Source organism: Streptomyces sp. NPDC001204, from assembly GCF_053598035.1.
This window is the reverse complement of sequence record NZ_JBSFJL010000001.1, coordinates 309,005-325,010: the sequence shown is the minus strand read 5'-3', so window position 1 is coordinate 325,010 and position 16,006 is coordinate 309,005. Positions and strand designations below refer to the sequence as shown.

Genomic DNA, 16,006 nt, shown 5'->3' with positions numbered 1-16,006 from the left:
CGGAACGGAGATACTAGGGGCGGGCATCGACGACGCCGCGCTCCCGCGCGCCAGGCGGCGGAGCCTGTGGAGGCCCGCCAGCGCCCTATCGAGGAGGAACGACAGCGTGACCTACGTCATCGCGCAGCCTTGTGTCGACGTCAAGGACAAGGCGTGCATCGAGGAGTGCCCGGTCGACTGCATCTACGAGGGCCAGCGGTCCTTGTACATCCACCCGGACGAATGCGTCGACTGCGGTGCCTGTGAACCGGTCTGCCCGGTCGAGGCGATCTTCTACGAGGACGACACTCCCGAGGAGTGGAAGGACTACTACAAGGCCAACGTCGAGTTCTTCGACGAGCTCGGCTCTCCCGGTGGCGCCAGCAAGCTGGGGCTGATCGAGCGCGACCACCCCATCATCGCCGCGCTGCCGCCGCAGAACCAGTAAGAGCGGCCCGCCTTCGCGCCGCCTCGGTCCCGTACGGCCTGATCGCACTCCAGCGCTCCGCCCGCCGCACGGGACCGAGGCGTTTCCCGGACCAGAAAGTGAGCCTGATCCCCGTGTCCGCACTCTCCGACCGGCTCCCCGCCTTTCCCTGGGACAAGCTGGAGCCGTACAAGAAGACGGCCGCGGCCCATCCGGACGGCATCGTCGACCTGTCGGTCGGCACCCCGGTGGACCCGGTCCCCGACCTGATCCAGAAGGCGCTGATCGAGGCCGCGGACTCCCCGGGCTACCCGACGGTGTGGGGCACGGCCGAACTGCGTGACGCGATCACCGGCTGGGTCGAGCGCCGCCTCGGCGCGCGGGGCGTCACCCACCGGCACGTCCTGCCGATCGTCGGCTCCAAGGAACTGGTCGCCTGGCTCCCCACCCAACTGGGCCTCGGCCCCGGCGACAAGGTCGCGTACCCGCGCCTGGCCTACCCGACCTACGAGGTCGGCGCCCGCCTGGCCGGCGCCGGGCACCTCGTCTACTCGGTGACACCGGGCGCCGGCGCGCCGGGCCCCACGGAGCTGGACCCGGCGGGCCTGAAGCTGCTGTGGCTGAACTCGCCCTCCAACCCCACGGGCCAGGTGCTGCCCAAGGAGGAGCTGAAGAGGATCGTCGCCTGGGCCCGCGAGCACGGCGTGCTGGTCTTCTCCGACGAGTGCTACCTGGAGCTGGGCTGGGAGGCGGACCCGGTCTCGGTCCTGCACCCGGACGTGAACGGCGGCTCGTACGAGGGCATCGTCGCGGTCCACTCGCTGTCCAAGCGCTCGAACCTGGCCGGCTACCGCGCCGCCTTCCTGGCCGGCGACCCGGCCGTCCTCGGCCCTCTGCTGGAGATCCGCAAGCACGGCGGCATGATGACCTCGGCGCCGACGCAGGCGGCGGTCGTGGCCGCGCTCGGCGACGACACCCACGTCCGCGAGCAGCGCGAACGCTATGCCGCCCGCCGCACGGACCTGCGCCGGGCCCTCCTCGCCCACGGTTTCCGCATCGAGCACAGCGAGGCGAGCCTCTACCTGTGGGCCACCCGCGACGAGTCTTGCTGGACCACGGTCGCCCACCTCGCCGAACGAGGCATCCTGGTCGCCCCCGGCGACTTCTACGGCCCGGCGGGCGCGGACTTCGTACGCGTCGCGCTGACGGCGACGGACGAACGGGTCCGCGCCGCGGTGGAGCGCCTGGCCGCGTAGTCCGCGACGGCCGTACCCGCCTCGACGCGCGGACGGGCTCCGTACGCCGACGGGGTCCGGGGAGAAGACCCCGGACCCCGTCGGCCGTTCGAGGGGCGCTCAGCCGAGAGGCAGGCCGGAGACCGGCAGGGACTGTGTCGGCAGCCCGCCCTTGGCCGCCGTCTTCGTGGCGCCGCCGAGGAGGCCTCCGGCGGACCCGGCCGCTTCGCCCGCCGCCTTCCGCGCCGTCGGCGTCGCCTGCTTCACGACCTTGCCACCGGTGTCGCCCGCGACCCCGGCGACGTGCTGCGCGGCGCCGTCCACGGTGTTGCCGACGCTCACCCCGTCCAGGGCGGTCAGCCCGCCGAGGTTCGGGGTGGCCGGCAGCTCGGGGGCAGCGCTGGCGGCTCCGGCCGCACCGACCCCGGCGGCCGCTCCCGCGGCGAGGAGCAGCGCGGCACGGGCGATCCGGCGGGTCAGGGGGAGGGACATGTTGCTCCTTCGACGGAGGGAACGGACGCTCTGACTACCGCTCGAAGTCCGCGAAGGTTGCGGCGGGCCAACGTAAAGAGTTGGTAACGCGTCGCATTATCGGGTACGCGTAAAACCGGACAAAGGGCACTCGGTGCCCGTCGGAGGGCGACGGCAAAACCCCTTGCCGCCCTTGCTCCCAAGGGCTTCCGGCGCCCTTGGGAGGGGTGACACGTCGGGGTGAGGGCCCGTACTAACGCCCGGTCGTGGTGATGAGGACCGAGCCCGCCGCCCGCTCCGCTCCGGCGGCGCCCCGCGTCTGCGCCGTCCGCCACCGGCTGTCGGTCATCCCGGCCGTCCACTGCCAGCCGCCGTAGGAGACCTGCTCGATGTGCAGCGCGGAGGCGTTGGCCACCGCCCAGTGCGCCAGCTGCCAGCCGCGCTGCCGCGCGCCGCGCCCTGCGGCCGTGTCGTCGGGCACGGGCACCGTCACGGTCCGCCCGTCCCCGCTCGCGGCCTGGCTCGGGGTGGGCGTCGGCGACGGCTTGCCCCCGACCTCCGCGCCCGCCTCCTGCACCACGTCCCGGCCGAAGTCCCGTACGAGCGCGGCACGCACCGCGTCGGGTCCGCTGGTCCGGGTGGGACCCGGGCGGCCCCGGCAGGCCAGCGTGGCCCCGGAGCGCCCGGTGAGCGCGGCGGCGAGCAGCGTCGCGTCCGGCTCGTGCTTGGCGTACGCCTGCGGGAAGCCGCTGCGCTGCACGCGCTGCGCGGCCACGGTCAGCGGCAGCCGCGTGTAGCCGGGGACCTTGTTCAGGTGCTCGTAGAAGATCCCCGCCGAGTAGGCCGGGTCCATGATCTCCTCCGGCGTGCCCCAGCCCTGCGAGGGCCGCTGCTGGAACAGGCCGAGGGAGTCCCGGTCGCCGAAGTCGATGTTGCGCAGGGCGGACTCCTGGAGGGCGGTGGCCAGCGCGATGGTCACCGCCCGCTCGGGCATGCCGCGCCCGGTGCCGACGGCCGCGATCGTCGCCGCGTTCACCGCCTGCTCCGGTGTGAACCGGTACGACGCGCCGTCGCCCTTGCCGGAGACGACCTCGCAGCCCGGGCCTCCGGTGCCTCCGGTGAGGTACTGCACCGAGAGGTAGCCCGCGAGCCCGAGAAGGACCACGACGGCCGCCCCGAACCGGAGGAGGCGGCCACGACGCTTGGATGAGGGGGGAGGGTGCGGCACGCCTACAAGGTACTGGAGGCTGGCGGGGCGCATGAGGCAGGTGTGGACAACGCGCGGCGACGTACGGGCGGTTCGCCGGGTTAGGGTCGACCGCATGGCCGATAACCCGCTTGACCTCACGCTGGACGCCGCACGCCTGACCGCGCGACTCGTCGACTTCCCCTCGGAGAGCGGCACCGAGAAGCCGCTGGCCGACGCGATCGAGGCCGCCCTGCGCGCCCTGCCGCAGCTGACGGTCGACCGCTTCGGCAACAACGTCGTCGCCCGCACGAACCTCGGGCGCGCGCAGCGGGTGATCCTGGCCGGCCACATCGACACGGTCCCGATCGCCGGAAACGTCCCCTCGCGGCTCGACGAGGACGGCGTCCTGTGGGGCTGCGGCACCTGCGACATGAAGTCCGGAGTGGCGGTCCAGCTGCGCATCGCGGCCACGGTCCCCGCCCCCAACCGCGACCTGACCTTCGTCTTCTACGACAACGAGGAGGTCGCCGCCGAGCTGAACGGCCTCAAGCACGTCGCCGAGGCGCACCCGGAGTGGCTGGCCGGCGACTTCGCCGTGCTGCTCGAACCCTCCGACGGCGAGGTCGAGGGCGGCTGCCAGGGCACGCTGCGGGTGCTGCTGAGGACGAAGGGCGAGCGGGCCCACTCGGCGCGCGGCTGGATGGGCTCCAACGCCATCCACGCCGCCGCGCCGATCCTGCGGCGGCTCGCCGAGTACCAGCCGCGCCATCCGGTCATCGACGGCCTGGAGTACCGCGAGGGCCTCAACGCGGTCGGCGTCTCCGGCGGAGTGGCGGGCAACGTCATCCCCGACGAGTGCGTGGTCACGGTCAACTTCCGCTACGCCCCGGACCGCACCGAGGAGGAGGCCGTCGCCCACGTCCGCGAGGTGTTCGCGGACTGCGGGGTGGAGGAGTTCGTGATCGACGACCACAGCGGCGGCGCCCTGCCGGGGCTGAACCACCCGGCCGCGGCCGCGTTCATCGAGGCGGTCGGCGGCACCGCGCGCCCGAAGTACGGCTGGACGGACGTCTCGCGTTTCTCGGCGCTGGGCATCCCCGCCGTCAACTACGGCCCCGGCAACCCCCACTTGGCGCACAAGCGCGACGAGCGGGTGGAGACGGCCAAGATCCTCGCGGGCGAGGAGCGGCTGCGGGCCTGGCTGACGGACTGACCGCCGTCACGGGCGTCCGACCGCCGTCACGGGCGTCCGACCGCCGCCACGAGCGTCCGACCGCCACCACGGGCGTCCGCACGGCGCTTCACGGCGGACATACCGACGTCCCCCTCTCGTAACCCCCGCGGATCTACGCTGAGGTGGAACGTCACGCACACGGAGGGAGCGCACATGCCAACAGGCAATCCCGAGGGCAAGAAGCAGCCACCGGAGGAGCAGCGACTCGGACCGGTCCTCCGGCGGCGTGGCCAGGTCCAGGCGAGCACCACGGACCAGCGGTTGCTGGACGAGCGCGCCCCCACGGACTGGGTCCACACGGACCCCTGGCGCGTCCTGCGCATCCAGTCGGAGTTCATCGAGGGCTTCGGCACGCTCGCCGAACTCCCGCCCGCCATCAGTGTGTTCGGCTCCGCACGGACGGCGGTGGACTCGCCGGAGTACGACGCGGGGGTGCGGCTCGGCCGTGGCCTGGTCGAGGCGGGCTTCGCGGTGATCACGGGCGGCGGCCCGGGCGCGATGGAGGCGGCGAACAAGGGCGCGCTGGAGGCCGGCGGCGTCTCGGTGGGCCTGGGCATCGAACTGCCCTTCGAGCAGGGCCTGAACGCCTACGTCGACATCGGCCTCAACTTCCGCTACTTCTTCGTCCGCAAGATGATGTTCGTCAAGTACGCGGAGGGCTTCGTCGTCCTGCCCGGCGGCCTCGGCACCCTGGACGAGCTCTTCGAGGCCCTGACCCTGGTGCAGACCCAGAAGGTCACCCGGTTCCCGATCGTCCTCTTCGGCACGGCGTACTGGGGCGGCCTGGTCGACTGGCTGGAGAACACCCTGATCGCCCAGGGCAAGGCGGCCCAGGCTGACCTCACCCTGTTCCACGTCACGGACGACGTGGCGGAGGCGGTGGCCCTGATGTCGAAGGAGGCGGGCCGCTAGGGCCCTCGTTCGACCATGCCGGGCTCGCGGGCCCTGGCACCGTGCCTCGCCGCGTTGTCGTCGGCCGGCAGGGCTCCGCCCTGCCGCCCTCCTCCGCCTTGCGATGCACGGCACCGGACCCCGCTCCCTGATCCGGCCTGATACAAACGAAAGACCCCAGCGCACCCGTACGGCGGGGCGCGGGGCGCTGTGCGCCCGGCCCCCACCGGCCCGCGCCGGGTCACCGGCGGCGGGAAAGCCCTACGCCAGCCCGCGCCGGGCCACGGCCGGCGGCCGGTGTCCCGCGATGGACGCCACCATGTCCAGCACCTGCCGTGTCTCGGCCACCTCGTGCACCCGGTACACCTGGGCCCCCAGCCACGCCGAGACAGCCGTCGTCGCCAGCGTCCCCACCAGCCGCTCCTTCACCGGCTTGTCCAGCGTCTCGCCCACGAAGTCCTTGTTGGACAGCGACACCAGCACCGGCCACCCGGTCGCGACCATCTCTCCCAGACGCCGGGTCGCCTCCAGGCTGTGCCGCGTGTTCTTGTTGAAGTCGTGCCCGGGGTCGATGATCACCGACTCCCGGGGCACGCCGAGCGCCACCGCCCGCTCGGCCAGCCCCACGGTCACCCGGAGGATGTCGGCCATGACGTCGTCGTACGTCACCCGGTGCGGCCGTGTCCGGGGCTCCGCGCCGCCGGCGTGCGTGCACACCAGGCCGGTGCCGTAGCGCGCCGCGACCTCGGCGAGCCGCGGGTCCACCCCGCCCCACGCGTCGTTCAGCAGGTCGGCACCCGCCTCGCACACGGCCTCGCCGACGTCGGCCCGCCAGGTGTCGACGCTGATGACCACGTCCGGGAACCGCCGCCGTACCTCGGCCACGAAGCCGACCGTCCGCCGGGCCTCCTCCACGGCCGTCACCTCGTCGCCGGGCCCGGCCTTCACCCCGCCGATGTCGATGATCGCGGCCCCCTCGGCGACCGCCTGCTCCACGCGCGCGAGGGCCGGCTCGTCACGGAACGTCGAGCCCTGGTCGTAGAAGGAGTCCGGGGTCCGGTTGACGATCGCCATGATCACCGGCTCGTGCGCGTCGAATTCGCGCCTGCCCAGCCTGAGCATCCCCTGTGACCTCTCCTCTTCTTTCTGGTCCTGCCCGGTCCTGCCCGGTCCCGCCCGGTCCCGCCCGGTCTTCCCGGGCCTTTCCCGGTCTTCGGTCGTCTGGCGACCCTAACTGTCAGCCTCGCATGGCACGATCGGACCCTGACACTTACGACAGACTCCGTGGGGACCCCAGCGATGGTTATGTTCTTCTTCCTGGTCGTCGCGCTCGCCGTCGTGGTCGCCGCGGTGACCCTCGCGGTGGTGGGCGGCGGCGAGGGAACCGGACCGCTGCCCGAGGCGGCGCCCGAGCGGCTCGTGGACACGCTGCCACCGGACCGCCCGGTGGACCGCGCGGACGTGGAGAGCCTCCGCTTCCCGCTGACCGTCCGGGGCTACCGCATGGCGGACGTCGACGACGCGCTCGGCCGTCTCGGCGCCGAACTCGCCGAGCGCGACGCGCGGATCGCCGACCTGGAGTCCGCGCTGGCCGGTGCCCGGGCCGCGGCCGCCCACGTCCACCTGACCAAGCCCGAACCGGAGGACCAGCGGTGACGGACGAGACCATGACGCCGGGTGCCGCGATCGCCGGCCCGGACGGCGCCCTGCGCTGCCCGTGGGCCCTGTCCACGGCGGAGTACGTGGCCTACCACGACGAGGAGTGGGGCCGCCCGGTCCACGGCGACGACGCGCTCTACGAACGGCTCGCCCTGGAGGCATTCCAGTCCGGCCTGTCCTGGATCACCATCCTTCGCCGCCGCGCCGGCTTCCGCTCCGCCTTCGCCGACTTCAAGATCGCGGCGGTGGCGGACTTCACCGACGCGGACCGCGAGCGGCTGCTCGCCGACCCGGGCATCATCCGCAACCGCGCCAAGATCGACGCGACGCTGGCCAACGCGCGCGTGATCGCCGACTGGTCCCCGGGCGAGCTGGACGCCCTCATCTGGTCCCACGCCCCCGACCGCGCCGCCCGCCCGGTACCCAGGACCCTGTCCGACGTCCCGGCCGTCACCCCCGAGTCGACGGCCCTGTCGAAGGCCCTGAAGAAGCGCGGTCTGCGCTTCGTCGGCCCGACGACGGCGTACGCCCTGATGCAGGCGTGCGGCCTGGTCGACGACCACCTCGCGGACTGCGTGGCGCGCCGCCCCTGACCCGGCCGGCCGGGGGCGGCACCCGCCTGCGCCGCGGTCAGCGGCCCAGGTACTTGGGCTTCTCCTTGTCGACGAACGCCCGGACGGCGATCGCGTGGTCCTCGGACTGCCCGGCCCGGGTCTGGAGCTCGTCCTCCTTCTGGAGGGTCTCCTCCAAGGAGTGCGTCAGTCCGAAGGCCACCGCCTCCTTCAGCGCCGCGTACGCCACCGTCGGCCCCTCGGCCAGCGCCCGCGCCGTCCTCTCGGCCTCGGCCCGCAGTTCGGCGGCGGGTACGACCCGGTTGGCGATGCCCAGTTCGTGGGCCTCCTGGGCGGTGACGCGGCGCGGGAAGAACAGCAGGTCGGCGGCGCGGGCCGGACCCACCACCCGAGGCAGGGTCCACGAGATCCCCGAGTCCCCGGTGAGCGCGACCCCCACGAACGAGGTGTTGAAGGACGCCGTGTCCGCCACGATCCGGTAGTCGGCGGCGAGCGCGAAACCGAAGCCCGCCCCCGCGGCGACCCCGTTCACCGCGGCGACCACCGGCTTCCGCGCCCCCGCCAGCGCCCGCACGATCGGGTTGTAGTGCTCCCGCACGGTGCTCATGGTCTGCCCCGATCCGGACTCCCGGTCGGCGGCCAGCAGCCCGATGTGCTCCTTGAGGTCCTGGCCCACGCAGAACGCCCGGTCCCCGGCGGCGGTCAGCAGCACCGCCCGCACGGCGTCGTCGTCCGCCGCCTCCCGGGCCGCGTCCCGGAGGGCCACCTTGGCGGCGACGTTCAGCGCGTTCATCGCCTCGGGACGGTTCAGCGTGATCGTCGCGAGCCCGTCGCTCACCTCGTAGAGCACGGTGTCGGCCATGGGGCATCCCCTCCGGTGTCGCCTCGATGACGTACCGCTCGGTACGTCATGGTCGGTCCTGGTCCGAGGACAGCATGACGGAGATCACCGGCCGGGGCGCGGACCCGGCATGTGACCTGCGTCAAAGAATTCCGGTGCGTCCGCGGCGGGCGCACGGAGGCGTGGGCGCGCAGTATCGCAGCCACATCGCCGAATTGAGTGGTTTTGCTCGCGCGCGTTGCCCAAGCGATGCCAACTGATGTTGGTCATCGGGTCCTGGGATGCGGGATAATGGCTTGGAAGCAATGTGTTCGATGCCGGTGTCGCGTGTCCTGTGCCGTTCTGGGCAGGGATCGCGCGCGTGCCCTGTCGGTGGGCCGTCGGCTTTGACGATGAGCTGGGTTTCAGGAAGGGGAACGAGCATGGCGGCCATGAAGCCGCGGACGGGTGATGGCCCGCTCGAGGTGACCAAGGAGGGGCGGGGCATCGTCATGCGCGTTCCGCTCGAAGGCGGCGGTCGGCTCGTCGTCGAGTTGACCCCTGACGAGGCCGACGCGCTCGGCGACGCCCTCAAGAAGGTCGTCGGCTGACGCGCAAGCGACCATACCCTTTCAGTAGCCCCGGCATCGTACGCGGTGTCGGGGTCGCTGTTTGTGCGGGGGCGCGCGGCACACGGGTGACGGGAGCGCTCAGCGCTTGACGGCGCACAGCAGTCCGTCGCCCACCGGCAGCAGGGACGGCGTCAGGTCGGGGCTCTCGCGCACCGTGCGCAGCAACTCCCGCAGCCGCACGACCTCCGTCGGCTGCGGTCCGGAGTCCACCGTCCGCCCGTGCGCGAAGACACCTTCGAAGGCGACGAGGCCTCCCGGTCGCAGCAGGCGCAACGATTCAGCGAGGTACTCGGGGAACTCCAGCCGGTCGCCGTCGCAGAACACGAGGTCGTACCCCGCGTCCGCGAGCCGGGGCAGCACGTCCAGGGCGCGGCCGGGGATGAAGCGGGCACGGTTGCCGGCGAAGCCCGCGGCGCGGAACGCCTGGCGGGCGAACTGCTGGTGCTCCGGCTCGGGATCGACGGTGGTCAGCACCCCGTCCGGCCGCATGCCGTGCAGCAGGTGGATCCCGGAGACCCCGGTGCCGGTGCCGATCTCCGCGACCGCCTTCGCGTCCACGGTGGCGGCCAGCAACCGCAGCGCGGCGCCCGCGCCGGGCGACACCGAGCGCAGCCCTGCCTCACGAGCCCGCTCACGGGCCCAGCGCAGCGCGTCGTCCTCGGCGACATAGGCGTCGGCGAACGCCCAGCTCGTCTGCCGGTTGCCGGTAATGACCCTCTCCTGTCCCCGTCGATGCCTGGGCGTGACTGTATCCGTTGGGGCCGGGAACCCGCAGATGGGACCGGTCGTTTGATGGGGTGAGGAAACGACACGGGGCGCGACGGCGGCGTGGACGGGGGGTATGGGATGGATCGGGACACCGAGCAAGTACTGACGCAGACGCACCAGCCGCGCCAGCACGTGTCAAATTCTCGTAAAACTGCTTATCCGGAGCTAACGGGCGAGGTGGCTATGGTAGGGGCTCCACTGGACACCACCAGAGCTGACAGGGGAGGTGCGGCCGCGCCTGTAGATCGGGGAGGAGTGCTACGGCGCTTTCTCGGATCGGCGGGCAGGCCGAAATCCGTGACCAACACCGCTGCTGACGTGAGCCACGCCGCCGAATCCACCCAGACCGCGACCTTCTCGACCGACGCGGACGGGCAGGCGTGGACTCCGCCCACCTGGGAGGAGATCGTCAGCACGCACAGCGGCCGTGTCTACCGCCTGGCCTACCGCCTCACCGGCAACCAGCACGACGCCGAGGATCTCACCCAGGAGGTCTTCGTCCGCGTCTTCCGCTCCCTGTCGACCTACACGCCGGGCACGTTCGAGGGCTGGCTGCACCGCATCACCACGAACCTCTTCCTGGACATGGTCCGCCGCAAGCAGCGCATCCGCTTCGACGCGCTCGGCGACGACGCGGCCGAGCGGCTGCCCAGCAAGGAGCCCACTCCGCAGCAGCTGTTCAACGACGCGCACTTCGACGCGGACGTGCAGCAGGCCCTGGACACCCTCGCGCCCGAGTTCCGCGCCGCGGTCGTCCTGTGCGACATCGAAGGACTGTCGTACGAGGAGATCGCCGCGACCCTGGGCGTCAAGCTGGGCACGGTGCGCTCCCGCATCCACCGCGGCCGTTCGCAGCTGCGCAAGGCCCTCGCGCACCGCTCGCCGCAGGCCCGGGCCGAGCGCCGCGGCTTCGTGGCCACGGTCCCCGCGCTGGGGGGAGGGGGCGCGACCGCGTGAGTGGATCACGGCCGGACCCCGCGGGGCGCCTCGCGGAACAGCATCTGGGAGACCGGCTCGCCGCCCTCGTGGACGGCGAGCTCGGTCACGACACGCGCGAGCGTGTCCTGGCGCATGTGGCCACCTGCCCGAAGTGCAAGGCGGAGGTCGACGCGCAGCGCCGTCTGAAGAACGTGTTCGCCCAGGCGGCCCCACCGCCTCCCTCCGAGAGCTTCCTGGCCCGCCTCCAGGGCCTCCCGGGGGGCGGTACCGGTGGCGGCGGCGGTTCGCCGCTGGGCGGCGGTGGGCTGCCCGGGGGGCTGTCCTCGGGCTCCGGCGTGTTCGGGGTGGAGCGCGGCGAGCAGTTCGAGTTCGGGTATGTGCCCGCCCGGCCGCATCCCGCCGTCCCCGCCGAGGACCGGGGCTTCCGGGTCCACCCCGTCGGCCGTCCCGACAGCGAGCGGTCCGCGTCGCGCGGGCTGCGGTTCGCCTTCGTCGCCGCAGGGGCGGTGTCGCTGGCCGCCCTCGCCCTGGGCGGGGTGACCACCGGCTCGGCGGGTGACACCGCCGCGGAAGCGCGCGGTGGCTCCGGGGCCGGCAGCAACGTGACTCCGGCGCGCACCGCGGGTGCGGGCGCGGCGTCGGCCTCCGACACCGCGCGGCGCCGCCAGTCGGCCGCGCCGCAGTCGGGCCGGGGACAGCGGTCGTCGGGCGCGGTGCGGGCGGCCTCGACGCCGCCGGCCGCACCGCTGCTGCCGGGGGCCGTGCCTCCCGGCGGGCAGACGCAGAACGTGATGCATCCGCTGACCACGCCGGTGGTCGCCGGCGCGGCCGTCATGTCGCCGTTGATACGTCCGCTCACCGCGACCCCGCCGATCTCCCTGACCTCGTGGTCCGCCGACCCGGGGCTCACCACCCCGGGCCTGCTCGCCGCGCCCTCCCCCACCGCCTCCTCCCACACTGCACGCTGACCGGTCCCTGCGCCCCGGCCCGGGAACCTGGTTGAATCCACAGTGGTCGCGCCCATGACACCGGTCGGGGCGCGGAGTCGACGCCGTACGGCCACCGAACGACGAGCCGTGCCGCGACCCGCTGTGGGGAGAACATGAACGAGGGCAAGCCCACGAAGTCCGCCCGCCCGAAGTGGTGGAGCCGCTCAGTCCCTCCGGACGACCGGCCGGAGGGCACGTCCGGTCCCGCCCCGGCCGCCGACGCGGCTGGGACACCGGCCCAGGGTGCGGCAGCCGGCGGGCCCGTGGCCGAGCAGGCGCAGGCCGCGACCCCCGCACGCGCCGACGCAGACGGTGACTACGAACTGGACCGCCCGCTCCAGACCTCCGGCGCCGCCCCCGACACGGGCGACTTCGAACTCGCCCGGCCCCGCCCGGCGTCCACCGAGGCGGAGGGCACCCACCTTGCGGCGGAGGACGCCCCGTCCACCCTCGCCGTCGGAACGGACCACACACCGGCGGCACCGGCCGCGCCCGCCATGCTTGGCACGGATGCCGAGCCCGCGGCGCCTGCCGAGCCTGCCGCACGTACCGAGCCCGCGGTGCCCGGCGCGCTTGCCGCACCTGGCGAGCCTGCGGCGTCTGTCGCGCCGGCCGTACCTACCGGACCTGGCGTGCCTGGCGCACCCGCCGTACCTACCGCACCAGGCGTGCCTGCGGAGTCTGTCGAGCCGGCCGTACCCACCGCACCCGCCGTACCTACCGCACCAGGCGTGCCTGCGGAGTCCGTCGAGCCGGCCGTACCCACCGCACCTGGCGTGCCTGCGGCGCCCGGCGAGCCTGCTTCACCCGCCGCGCCCGCCGTACCCGCTGCGCCCGCCGTGCCGGTGACTGAGGCCGTTCCCGGTGCCCCCGGGACGTCCGCCGAGACGGTCGCCAATCGGCCCGTGGAGGGGCCCTCCGGGGCCGTTGACACCTCCGTCGTCTCCGGCGAGCGGCCCAGGCCGCTGCACGATCCCGATCCCTACGGCACCCCTCCGTACGGTCAGCCCGGTCCCTGGGCGCCCGCCCCGCCGGTGCAGCACCCGGCGGTGACGCCCGCCCAGGACACACCCGCCCTCTCCTCCGGCGCCCCTGCACCGGCCCCCCAGGGGCCGCCCGCCGTGGACACCCGGCCGTACGGTTCGGCGCCCCCGGCTCCCACCCACCCCGCGCCCTCCGGACTCCCCTCGCAGCCGCAGGCCCCGACCGCCGCACCGCAGGAGGCGCCACCCGCGGACACCGTGCCGGCGGGCGTGCCGCAAGGAACCCCGCTCGGAGGCGGCCCGTCGCACGGCGTGCCCGCCCAGGCTGTGGGGGACGGGCACGGCATCCCCGCTCCCGGCGCCGCCGAGGCCCACCACGGTGCCGGCCCAGCCGACCCCTGGAGGCGTTACGACCCCTGGGCCGGTGGCCGGGTCGCCGCGCCGTTGCAGCAGACCGGAGCCGGCGTGCTCAGCGTCGAGCAGCGGCACCGGCGGGTCACACGGGCGCTGGTGGGCGGGGCCGTGGTGCTCGCGCTCGTGTCCGGAGCGCTCGGCGGGCTGGCCGGGGCGTACATCGAGCGCAACGGCGGCGTGGGCACCGTGGAGTTGCCGCAGGCCGGGAAGGAGCCCGCCGGGCGCGCCCCGGACAGCGTCGCCGGGATCGCCGCGCGGGCCCTGCCCGGCGTGGTGACGCTGCACGTCAGCGGCTCCGGCGAGCAGGGCACCGGCACCGGGTTCGTGCTCGACGGCCTCGGCCACGTCCTCACCAACAACCACGTCGTGGAGAACGCGGCCTCCGGCGGCGACATATCGGTGACCTTCAGCGGCGGGCAGACCGCCAAGGCCAGGATCATCGGCCGGGACGCCGGATACGACCTCGCGGTCGTCCAGGTCCGCGGTGTGCGCGGCCTGACCCCCATCCCGCTCGGCAACTCCGACAACGTGCAGGTGGGCGACCCGGTCATCGCCATCGGCGCGCCCTTCGACCTGGCCAACACCGTCACCTCCGGCATCATCAGCGCCAAGGAGCGCCCCATCACGGCGGGCGGCGAGAAGGGCGACGGCAGCGACGTGTCCTATGTCGACGCCCTCCAGACCGACGCCCCGATCAACCCGGGCAACTCCGGTGGCCCCCTCCTCGACGCCCGGGGCCGGGTCGTCGGCATCAACTCCGCCATCCGCTCCGCGGACACCGGCTCCGACCTCCAGACCGGCCAGGCCGGCTCCATCGGCCTGGGCTTCGCCATCCCCGTCAACCAGGCGAGGCGCGTCGCCGAGGAGCTGATCAACCACGGCAAGGCCAGCCACCCGGTGATCGGGGTGACCCTGGACATGAACTACCCCGGCGACGGGGCCCGGGTCGGCGCCAAGGGCCGGGACGGCGGACCGCCGGTCACCCCGGGCGGTCCCGGTGCCAAGGCGGGCATCAAGGGCGGAGACGTCATCACCGTGGTGGACGGCCAGCGCGTCCACTCGGGTGAGGAGCTGATCGTCAAGACACGTGCCCACCGCCCCGGCGACCGTCTGGAGCTGACCGTCGAACGCGACGGAAAGGCACGCAAGGTTTCCCTGGTACTCGGGTCCTCGAACAGCAACTGACACAAACCGTGCGGAACAAGCCGGAAAATCCGTCGTGTACACGCAGTCCGACACCTCGGGACGGTACCGGTCGGGCACGTGGGCCGGGTACCGTGGATCCGGCCCGGACCACGGACAGCCCCACACAGACCGGACCACCCGAGGGCCGAGGACCGAGGACATCGCAAGGAGCTTCAGGTGTTCAATGACATAGGACCGCTCGAGCTGCTGACGATCATCATCGTGGCCGTGCTCGTGTTCGGTCCCGAAAAGCTCCCGAAGGTCATCCAGGACGTGACGCGCACGATCCGGAAGATCCGTGAGTTCTCGGAGAGCGCCAAGCAGGACATCCGCAGCGAACTCGGCCCGGAATTCAAGGACTTCGAGTTCGAGGACCTCAACCCCAAGACGTTCATCCGCAAGCAGCTGGACAACGACGACCTGGGGCTGCAGGAGATCCGCAACGGCTTCGACCTGAAGAAGGAGATGGCCGAGATCACGGACGCGGTGAACGGCAACGAGTACGAATCCTCGGCGTCCTCCACGTCCTCCGCCTCTGGTTCTTCGGGCTCCTCGGGTTCGGCCGGCGGCCGGATCGACATGACCAAGAAGCCCGAGGCCCCCGCTCAGGAAGAGCGCCCGCCCTTCGACGCGGACGCCACCTGACCCGCGTCCCCATGTGACGTGTTTCACGCCGCGCGCGGCCCGTGCACGGCGTGAAAACGGCCCAACCCGCGACCCACGCGCCGAGCGGTTTCCCGGCTGCCCGAAGCGGGATGGATATGCTGCCGAGTTGTTGTGCGGACCGGACGAGTACGCCCGAAGGGGGGCGGGACACCCCGGTCCGACGAGAGCGAGGAGGCCACCGGGCACATGGAGACGACAAGTCGGGCAGGCGCGCAGGCGCCGGCCGCGGAGGGCGGACAACAGTCCCCCTTCGCCCGGCGCACGGCCGAGGGTTACCTGCTGGCGCCCTTTCCCTGGTACGGCCTCGACGAGGCATTCACGGGGCCGCGCTGGCTGATGCAGGTCGGCACCTCGGCCGACGGTTCCGTGGAACACGGCTCGACCGGGCACGGCGACGAGCCGTCCGTACGCAACGAGTTCGTGTCCGGATCGCCGGACGAGTCCAAGGAGAGGTTCGCGGTCGTCGTCACCGTCGCCGCCCAGCCCGTACGGCGCCTCGCCGACGGGACGGGCCAGCTGGAGGCCACCTCGGTCTCCTCGGCGGCCTGGCTGGCCGCGGTGGGCCTGCTGTCGTTCACCTGGCCCGGGCAGGTGGACCACACCCTGCGGGACGACTGGCTGGAGCAGCAGACGGAGACCGCGTGGGAGCTGGCCGACGACCTGTCCGGCCCGGAGTGGTCCGTGCTGTCCCTGCCCGTCGACGGCGCCCCGACGCCGTTCTACTACCGGGAGTCGGAGTTCGGCTGGGTGCTCGCCGGTTCGACCTCCCAGGGCGTCCACCTGGGGGCGTACGGCAGGGGCATGAGCGCGTACGGGCTCGGCTTCGCCATGATCAAGGACATCGGCGCGTACGCCTGACGCCGCGCGGCACGCGGCTGACGACACGAAGGGGCGCCGTCCACGCGGGACGGCGCCCCTGTCGCCTTACGGGCGGTGCGGGCCGCCACGGCCCT

Annotated in this window: 17 protein-coding genes; 12 read left to right on the top strand and 5 right to left on the bottom strand. The window is 73.1% G+C overall.

What is annotated here, in order from left to right; genetic code table 11:
* Nucleotides 1-106 precede the first annotated feature (106 nt).
* Together fdxA and ACWC91_RS01480 are read left to right on the top strand one after the other, a co-directional pair.
* Nucleotides 107-427, top strand: a complete 321-nt coding sequence (gene fdxA / locus ACWC91_RS01485; RefSeq protein WP_100568222.1) for a ferredoxin — start codon at nucleotides 107-109, stop codon at nucleotides 425-427.
* 113 nt (nucleotides 428-540) lie between these two features.
* Nucleotides 541-1,662 carry a bifunctional succinyldiaminopimelate transaminase/glutamate-prephenate aminotransferase gene (locus tag ACWC91_RS01480; protein ID WP_450644162.1) on the top strand — a complete coding sequence of 374 codons (1,122 nt, stop codon included), beginning with the start codon at nucleotides 541-543 and terminating at the stop codon, nucleotides 1,660-1,662.
* Nucleotides 1,663-1,761: 99 nt separating this feature from the next.
* On the opposite strand, the gene ACWC91_RS01475 is transcribed toward ACWC91_RS01480, so the two are convergent.
* Both ACWC91_RS01475 and ACWC91_RS01470 read right to left on the bottom strand, forming a co-directional pair.
* Nucleotides 1,762-2,133 carry an ATP-binding protein gene (locus ACWC91_RS01475; RefSeq protein WP_225075434.1) on the bottom strand — a complete coding sequence of 124 codons (372 nt, stop codon included), beginning with the start codon at nucleotides 2,131-2,133 and terminating at the stop codon, nucleotides 1,762-1,764.
* A 232-nt stretch (nucleotides 2,134-2,365) separates the two neighbouring features.
* Entirely contained in the window at nucleotides 2,366-3,373 is a 1,008-nt protein-coding gene (locus ACWC91_RS01470; RefSeq protein WP_450644165.1) for a heavy metal transporter, read from the bottom strand.
* A gap of 61 nt (nucleotides 3,374-3,434) precedes the next feature.
* Between ACWC91_RS01470 and dapE the strand changes: the two genes are divergently transcribed.
* Together dapE and ACWC91_RS01460 are read left to right on the top strand one after the other, a co-directional pair.
* Nucleotides 3,435-4,514 carry a succinyl-diaminopimelate desuccinylase gene (gene dapE, locus ACWC91_RS01465; protein WP_450644167.1) on the top strand — a complete coding sequence of 360 codons (1,080 nt, stop codon included), beginning with the start codon at nucleotides 3,435-3,437 and terminating at the stop codon, nucleotides 4,512-4,514.
* Nucleotides 4,515-4,688: 174 nt separating this feature from the next.
* Complete coding sequence (locus ACWC91_RS01460) at nucleotides 4,689-5,447, top strand: LOG family protein (protein ID WP_225075437.1); 759 nt, start codon at nucleotides 4,689-4,691, stop codon at nucleotides 5,445-5,447.
* A 240-nt stretch (nucleotides 5,448-5,687) separates the two neighbouring features.
* Here the strand turns inward: ACWC91_RS01460 and folP are convergent, their stop codons facing one another.
* Nucleotides 5,688-6,548, bottom strand: a complete 861-nt coding sequence (gene folP, locus ACWC91_RS01455) for a dihydropteroate synthase (RefSeq protein ID WP_450725753.1) — start codon at nucleotides 6,546-6,548, stop codon at nucleotides 5,688-5,690.
* A 177-nt stretch (nucleotides 6,549-6,725) separates the two neighbouring features.
* Between folP and ACWC91_RS01450 the strand changes: the two genes are divergently transcribed.
* Together ACWC91_RS01450 and ACWC91_RS01445 are read left to right on the top strand one after the other, a co-directional pair.
* Complete coding sequence (locus ACWC91_RS01450) at nucleotides 6,726-7,082, top strand: DivIVA domain-containing protein (protein WP_225075439.1); 357 nt, start codon at nucleotides 6,726-6,728, stop codon at nucleotides 7,080-7,082.
* An 11-nt stretch (nucleotides 7,083-7,093) separates the two neighbouring features.
* Nucleotides 7,094-7,678, top strand: coding sequence for a DNA-3-methyladenine glycosylase I (locus ACWC91_RS01445; protein ID WP_450644686.1), 585 nt, complete (start codon nucleotides 7,094-7,096; stop codon nucleotides 7,676-7,678).
* A gap of 37 nt (nucleotides 7,679-7,715) precedes the next feature.
* On the opposite strand, the gene chcB is transcribed toward ACWC91_RS01445, so the two are convergent.
* Nucleotides 7,716-8,519 carry a 2-cyclohexenylcarbonyl CoA isomerase gene (gene chcB / locus ACWC91_RS01440; protein WP_225075440.1) on the bottom strand — a complete coding sequence of 268 codons (804 nt, stop codon included), beginning with the start codon at nucleotides 8,517-8,519 and terminating at the stop codon, nucleotides 7,716-7,718.
* A gap of 401 nt (nucleotides 8,520-8,920) precedes the next feature.
* Between chcB and ACWC91_RS01435 the strand changes: the two genes are divergently transcribed.
* Nucleotides 8,921-9,088: a DUF3117 domain-containing protein gene (locus ACWC91_RS01435; protein WP_003966491.1), complete on the top strand. Its 168-nt coding sequence runs from the start codon at nucleotides 8,921-8,923 to the stop codon at nucleotides 9,086-9,088.
* A 99-nt stretch (nucleotides 9,089-9,187) separates the two neighbouring features.
* Here ACWC91_RS01435 and ACWC91_RS01430 read toward each other — a convergent pair whose 3' ends face one another.
* Complete coding sequence (locus ACWC91_RS01430; RefSeq protein ID WP_281157045.1) at nucleotides 9,188-9,886, bottom strand: O-methyltransferase; 699 nt, start codon at nucleotides 9,884-9,886, stop codon at nucleotides 9,188-9,190.
* Between the two features lie 246 nt (nucleotides 9,887-10,132).
* Between ACWC91_RS01430 and sigE the strand changes: the two genes are divergently transcribed.
* The 5 genes from sigE (at nucleotide 10,133) to ACWC91_RS01405 (ending at nucleotide 15,911) form a co-directional block, all read left to right on the top strand.
* Nucleotides 10,133-10,834 carry an RNA polymerase sigma factor SigE gene (gene sigE / locus ACWC91_RS01425; protein WP_141358680.1) on the top strand — a complete coding sequence of 234 codons (702 nt, stop codon included), beginning with the start codon at nucleotides 10,133-10,135 and terminating at the stop codon, nucleotides 10,832-10,834.
* Nucleotides 10,831-11,784 (top strand): anti-sigma factor family protein, encoded by a 954-nt coding sequence (locus tag ACWC91_RS01420; RefSeq protein ID WP_225075441.1) that lies wholly within the window; start codon nucleotides 10,831-10,833, stop codon nucleotides 11,782-11,784. The genes sigE and ACWC91_RS01420 overlap by 4 nt, the downstream gene beginning before the upstream one ends.
* Nucleotides 11,785-12,710: 926 nt before the next feature.
* On the top strand, nucleotides 12,711-14,387 hold the full coding sequence (locus ACWC91_RS01415; protein ID WP_450725751.1) for a trypsin-like peptidase domain-containing protein: 1,677 nt from the start codon (nucleotides 12,711-12,713) through the stop codon (nucleotides 14,385-14,387).
* A 177-nt stretch (nucleotides 14,388-14,564) separates the two neighbouring features.
* Nucleotides 14,565-15,032, top strand: a complete 468-nt coding sequence (locus tag ACWC91_RS01410; protein WP_225075443.1) for a sec-independent translocase — start codon at nucleotides 14,565-14,567, stop codon at nucleotides 15,030-15,032.
* A gap of 207 nt (nucleotides 15,033-15,239) precedes the next feature.
* Nucleotides 15,240-15,911 carry a hypothetical protein gene (locus tag ACWC91_RS01405; RefSeq protein WP_450643930.1) on the top strand — a complete coding sequence of 224 codons (672 nt, stop codon included), beginning with the start codon at nucleotides 15,240-15,242 and terminating at the stop codon, nucleotides 15,909-15,911.
* Nucleotides 15,912-16,006 lie beyond the last annotated feature (95 nt).

What these genes read in the sequence shown, in the direction of transcription:
- ACWC91_RS01475 (WP_225075434.1), bottom strand. Translation starts at nt 2,133, where the DNA reads ATGTCCCTCCCCCTGACCCGCCGGATCGCCCGTGCCGCGCTGCTCCTC.
- ACWC91_RS01470 (WP_450644165.1), bottom strand. Translation starts at nt 3,373, where the DNA reads ATGCGCCCCGCCAGCCTCCAGTACCTTGTAGGCGTGCCGCACCCTCCC.
- dapE (WP_450644167.1), top strand. Translation starts at nt 3,435, where the DNA reads ATGGCCGATAACCCGCTTGACCTCACGCTGGACGCCGCACGCCTGACC.
- ACWC91_RS01460 (WP_225075437.1), top strand. Translation starts at nt 4,689, where the DNA reads ATGCCAACAGGCAATCCCGAGGGCAAGAAGCAGCCACCGGAGGAGCAG.
- folP (WP_450725753.1), bottom strand. Translation starts at nt 6,548, where the DNA reads ATGCTCAGGCTGGGCAGGCGCGAATTCGACGCGCACGAGCCGGTGATC.
- ACWC91_RS01450 (WP_225075439.1), top strand. Translation starts at nt 6,726, where the DNA reads ATGGTTATGTTCTTCTTCCTGGTCGTCGCGCTCGCCGTCGTGGTCGCC.
- ACWC91_RS01445 (WP_450644686.1), top strand. Translation starts at nt 7,094, where the DNA reads ATGACGCCGGGTGCCGCGATCGCCGGCCCGGACGGCGCCCTGCGCTGC.
- chcB (WP_225075440.1), bottom strand. Translation starts at nt 8,519, where the DNA reads ATGGCCGACACCGTGCTCTACGAGGTGAGCGACGGGCTCGCGACGATC.
- ACWC91_RS01435 (WP_003966491.1), top strand. Translation starts at nt 8,921, where the DNA reads ATGGCGGCCATGAAGCCGCGGACGGGTGATGGCCCGCTCGAGGTGACC.
- ACWC91_RS01405 (WP_450643930.1), top strand. Translation starts at nt 15,240, where the DNA reads ATGGAGACGACAAGTCGGGCAGGCGCGCAGGCGCCGGCCGCGGAGGGC.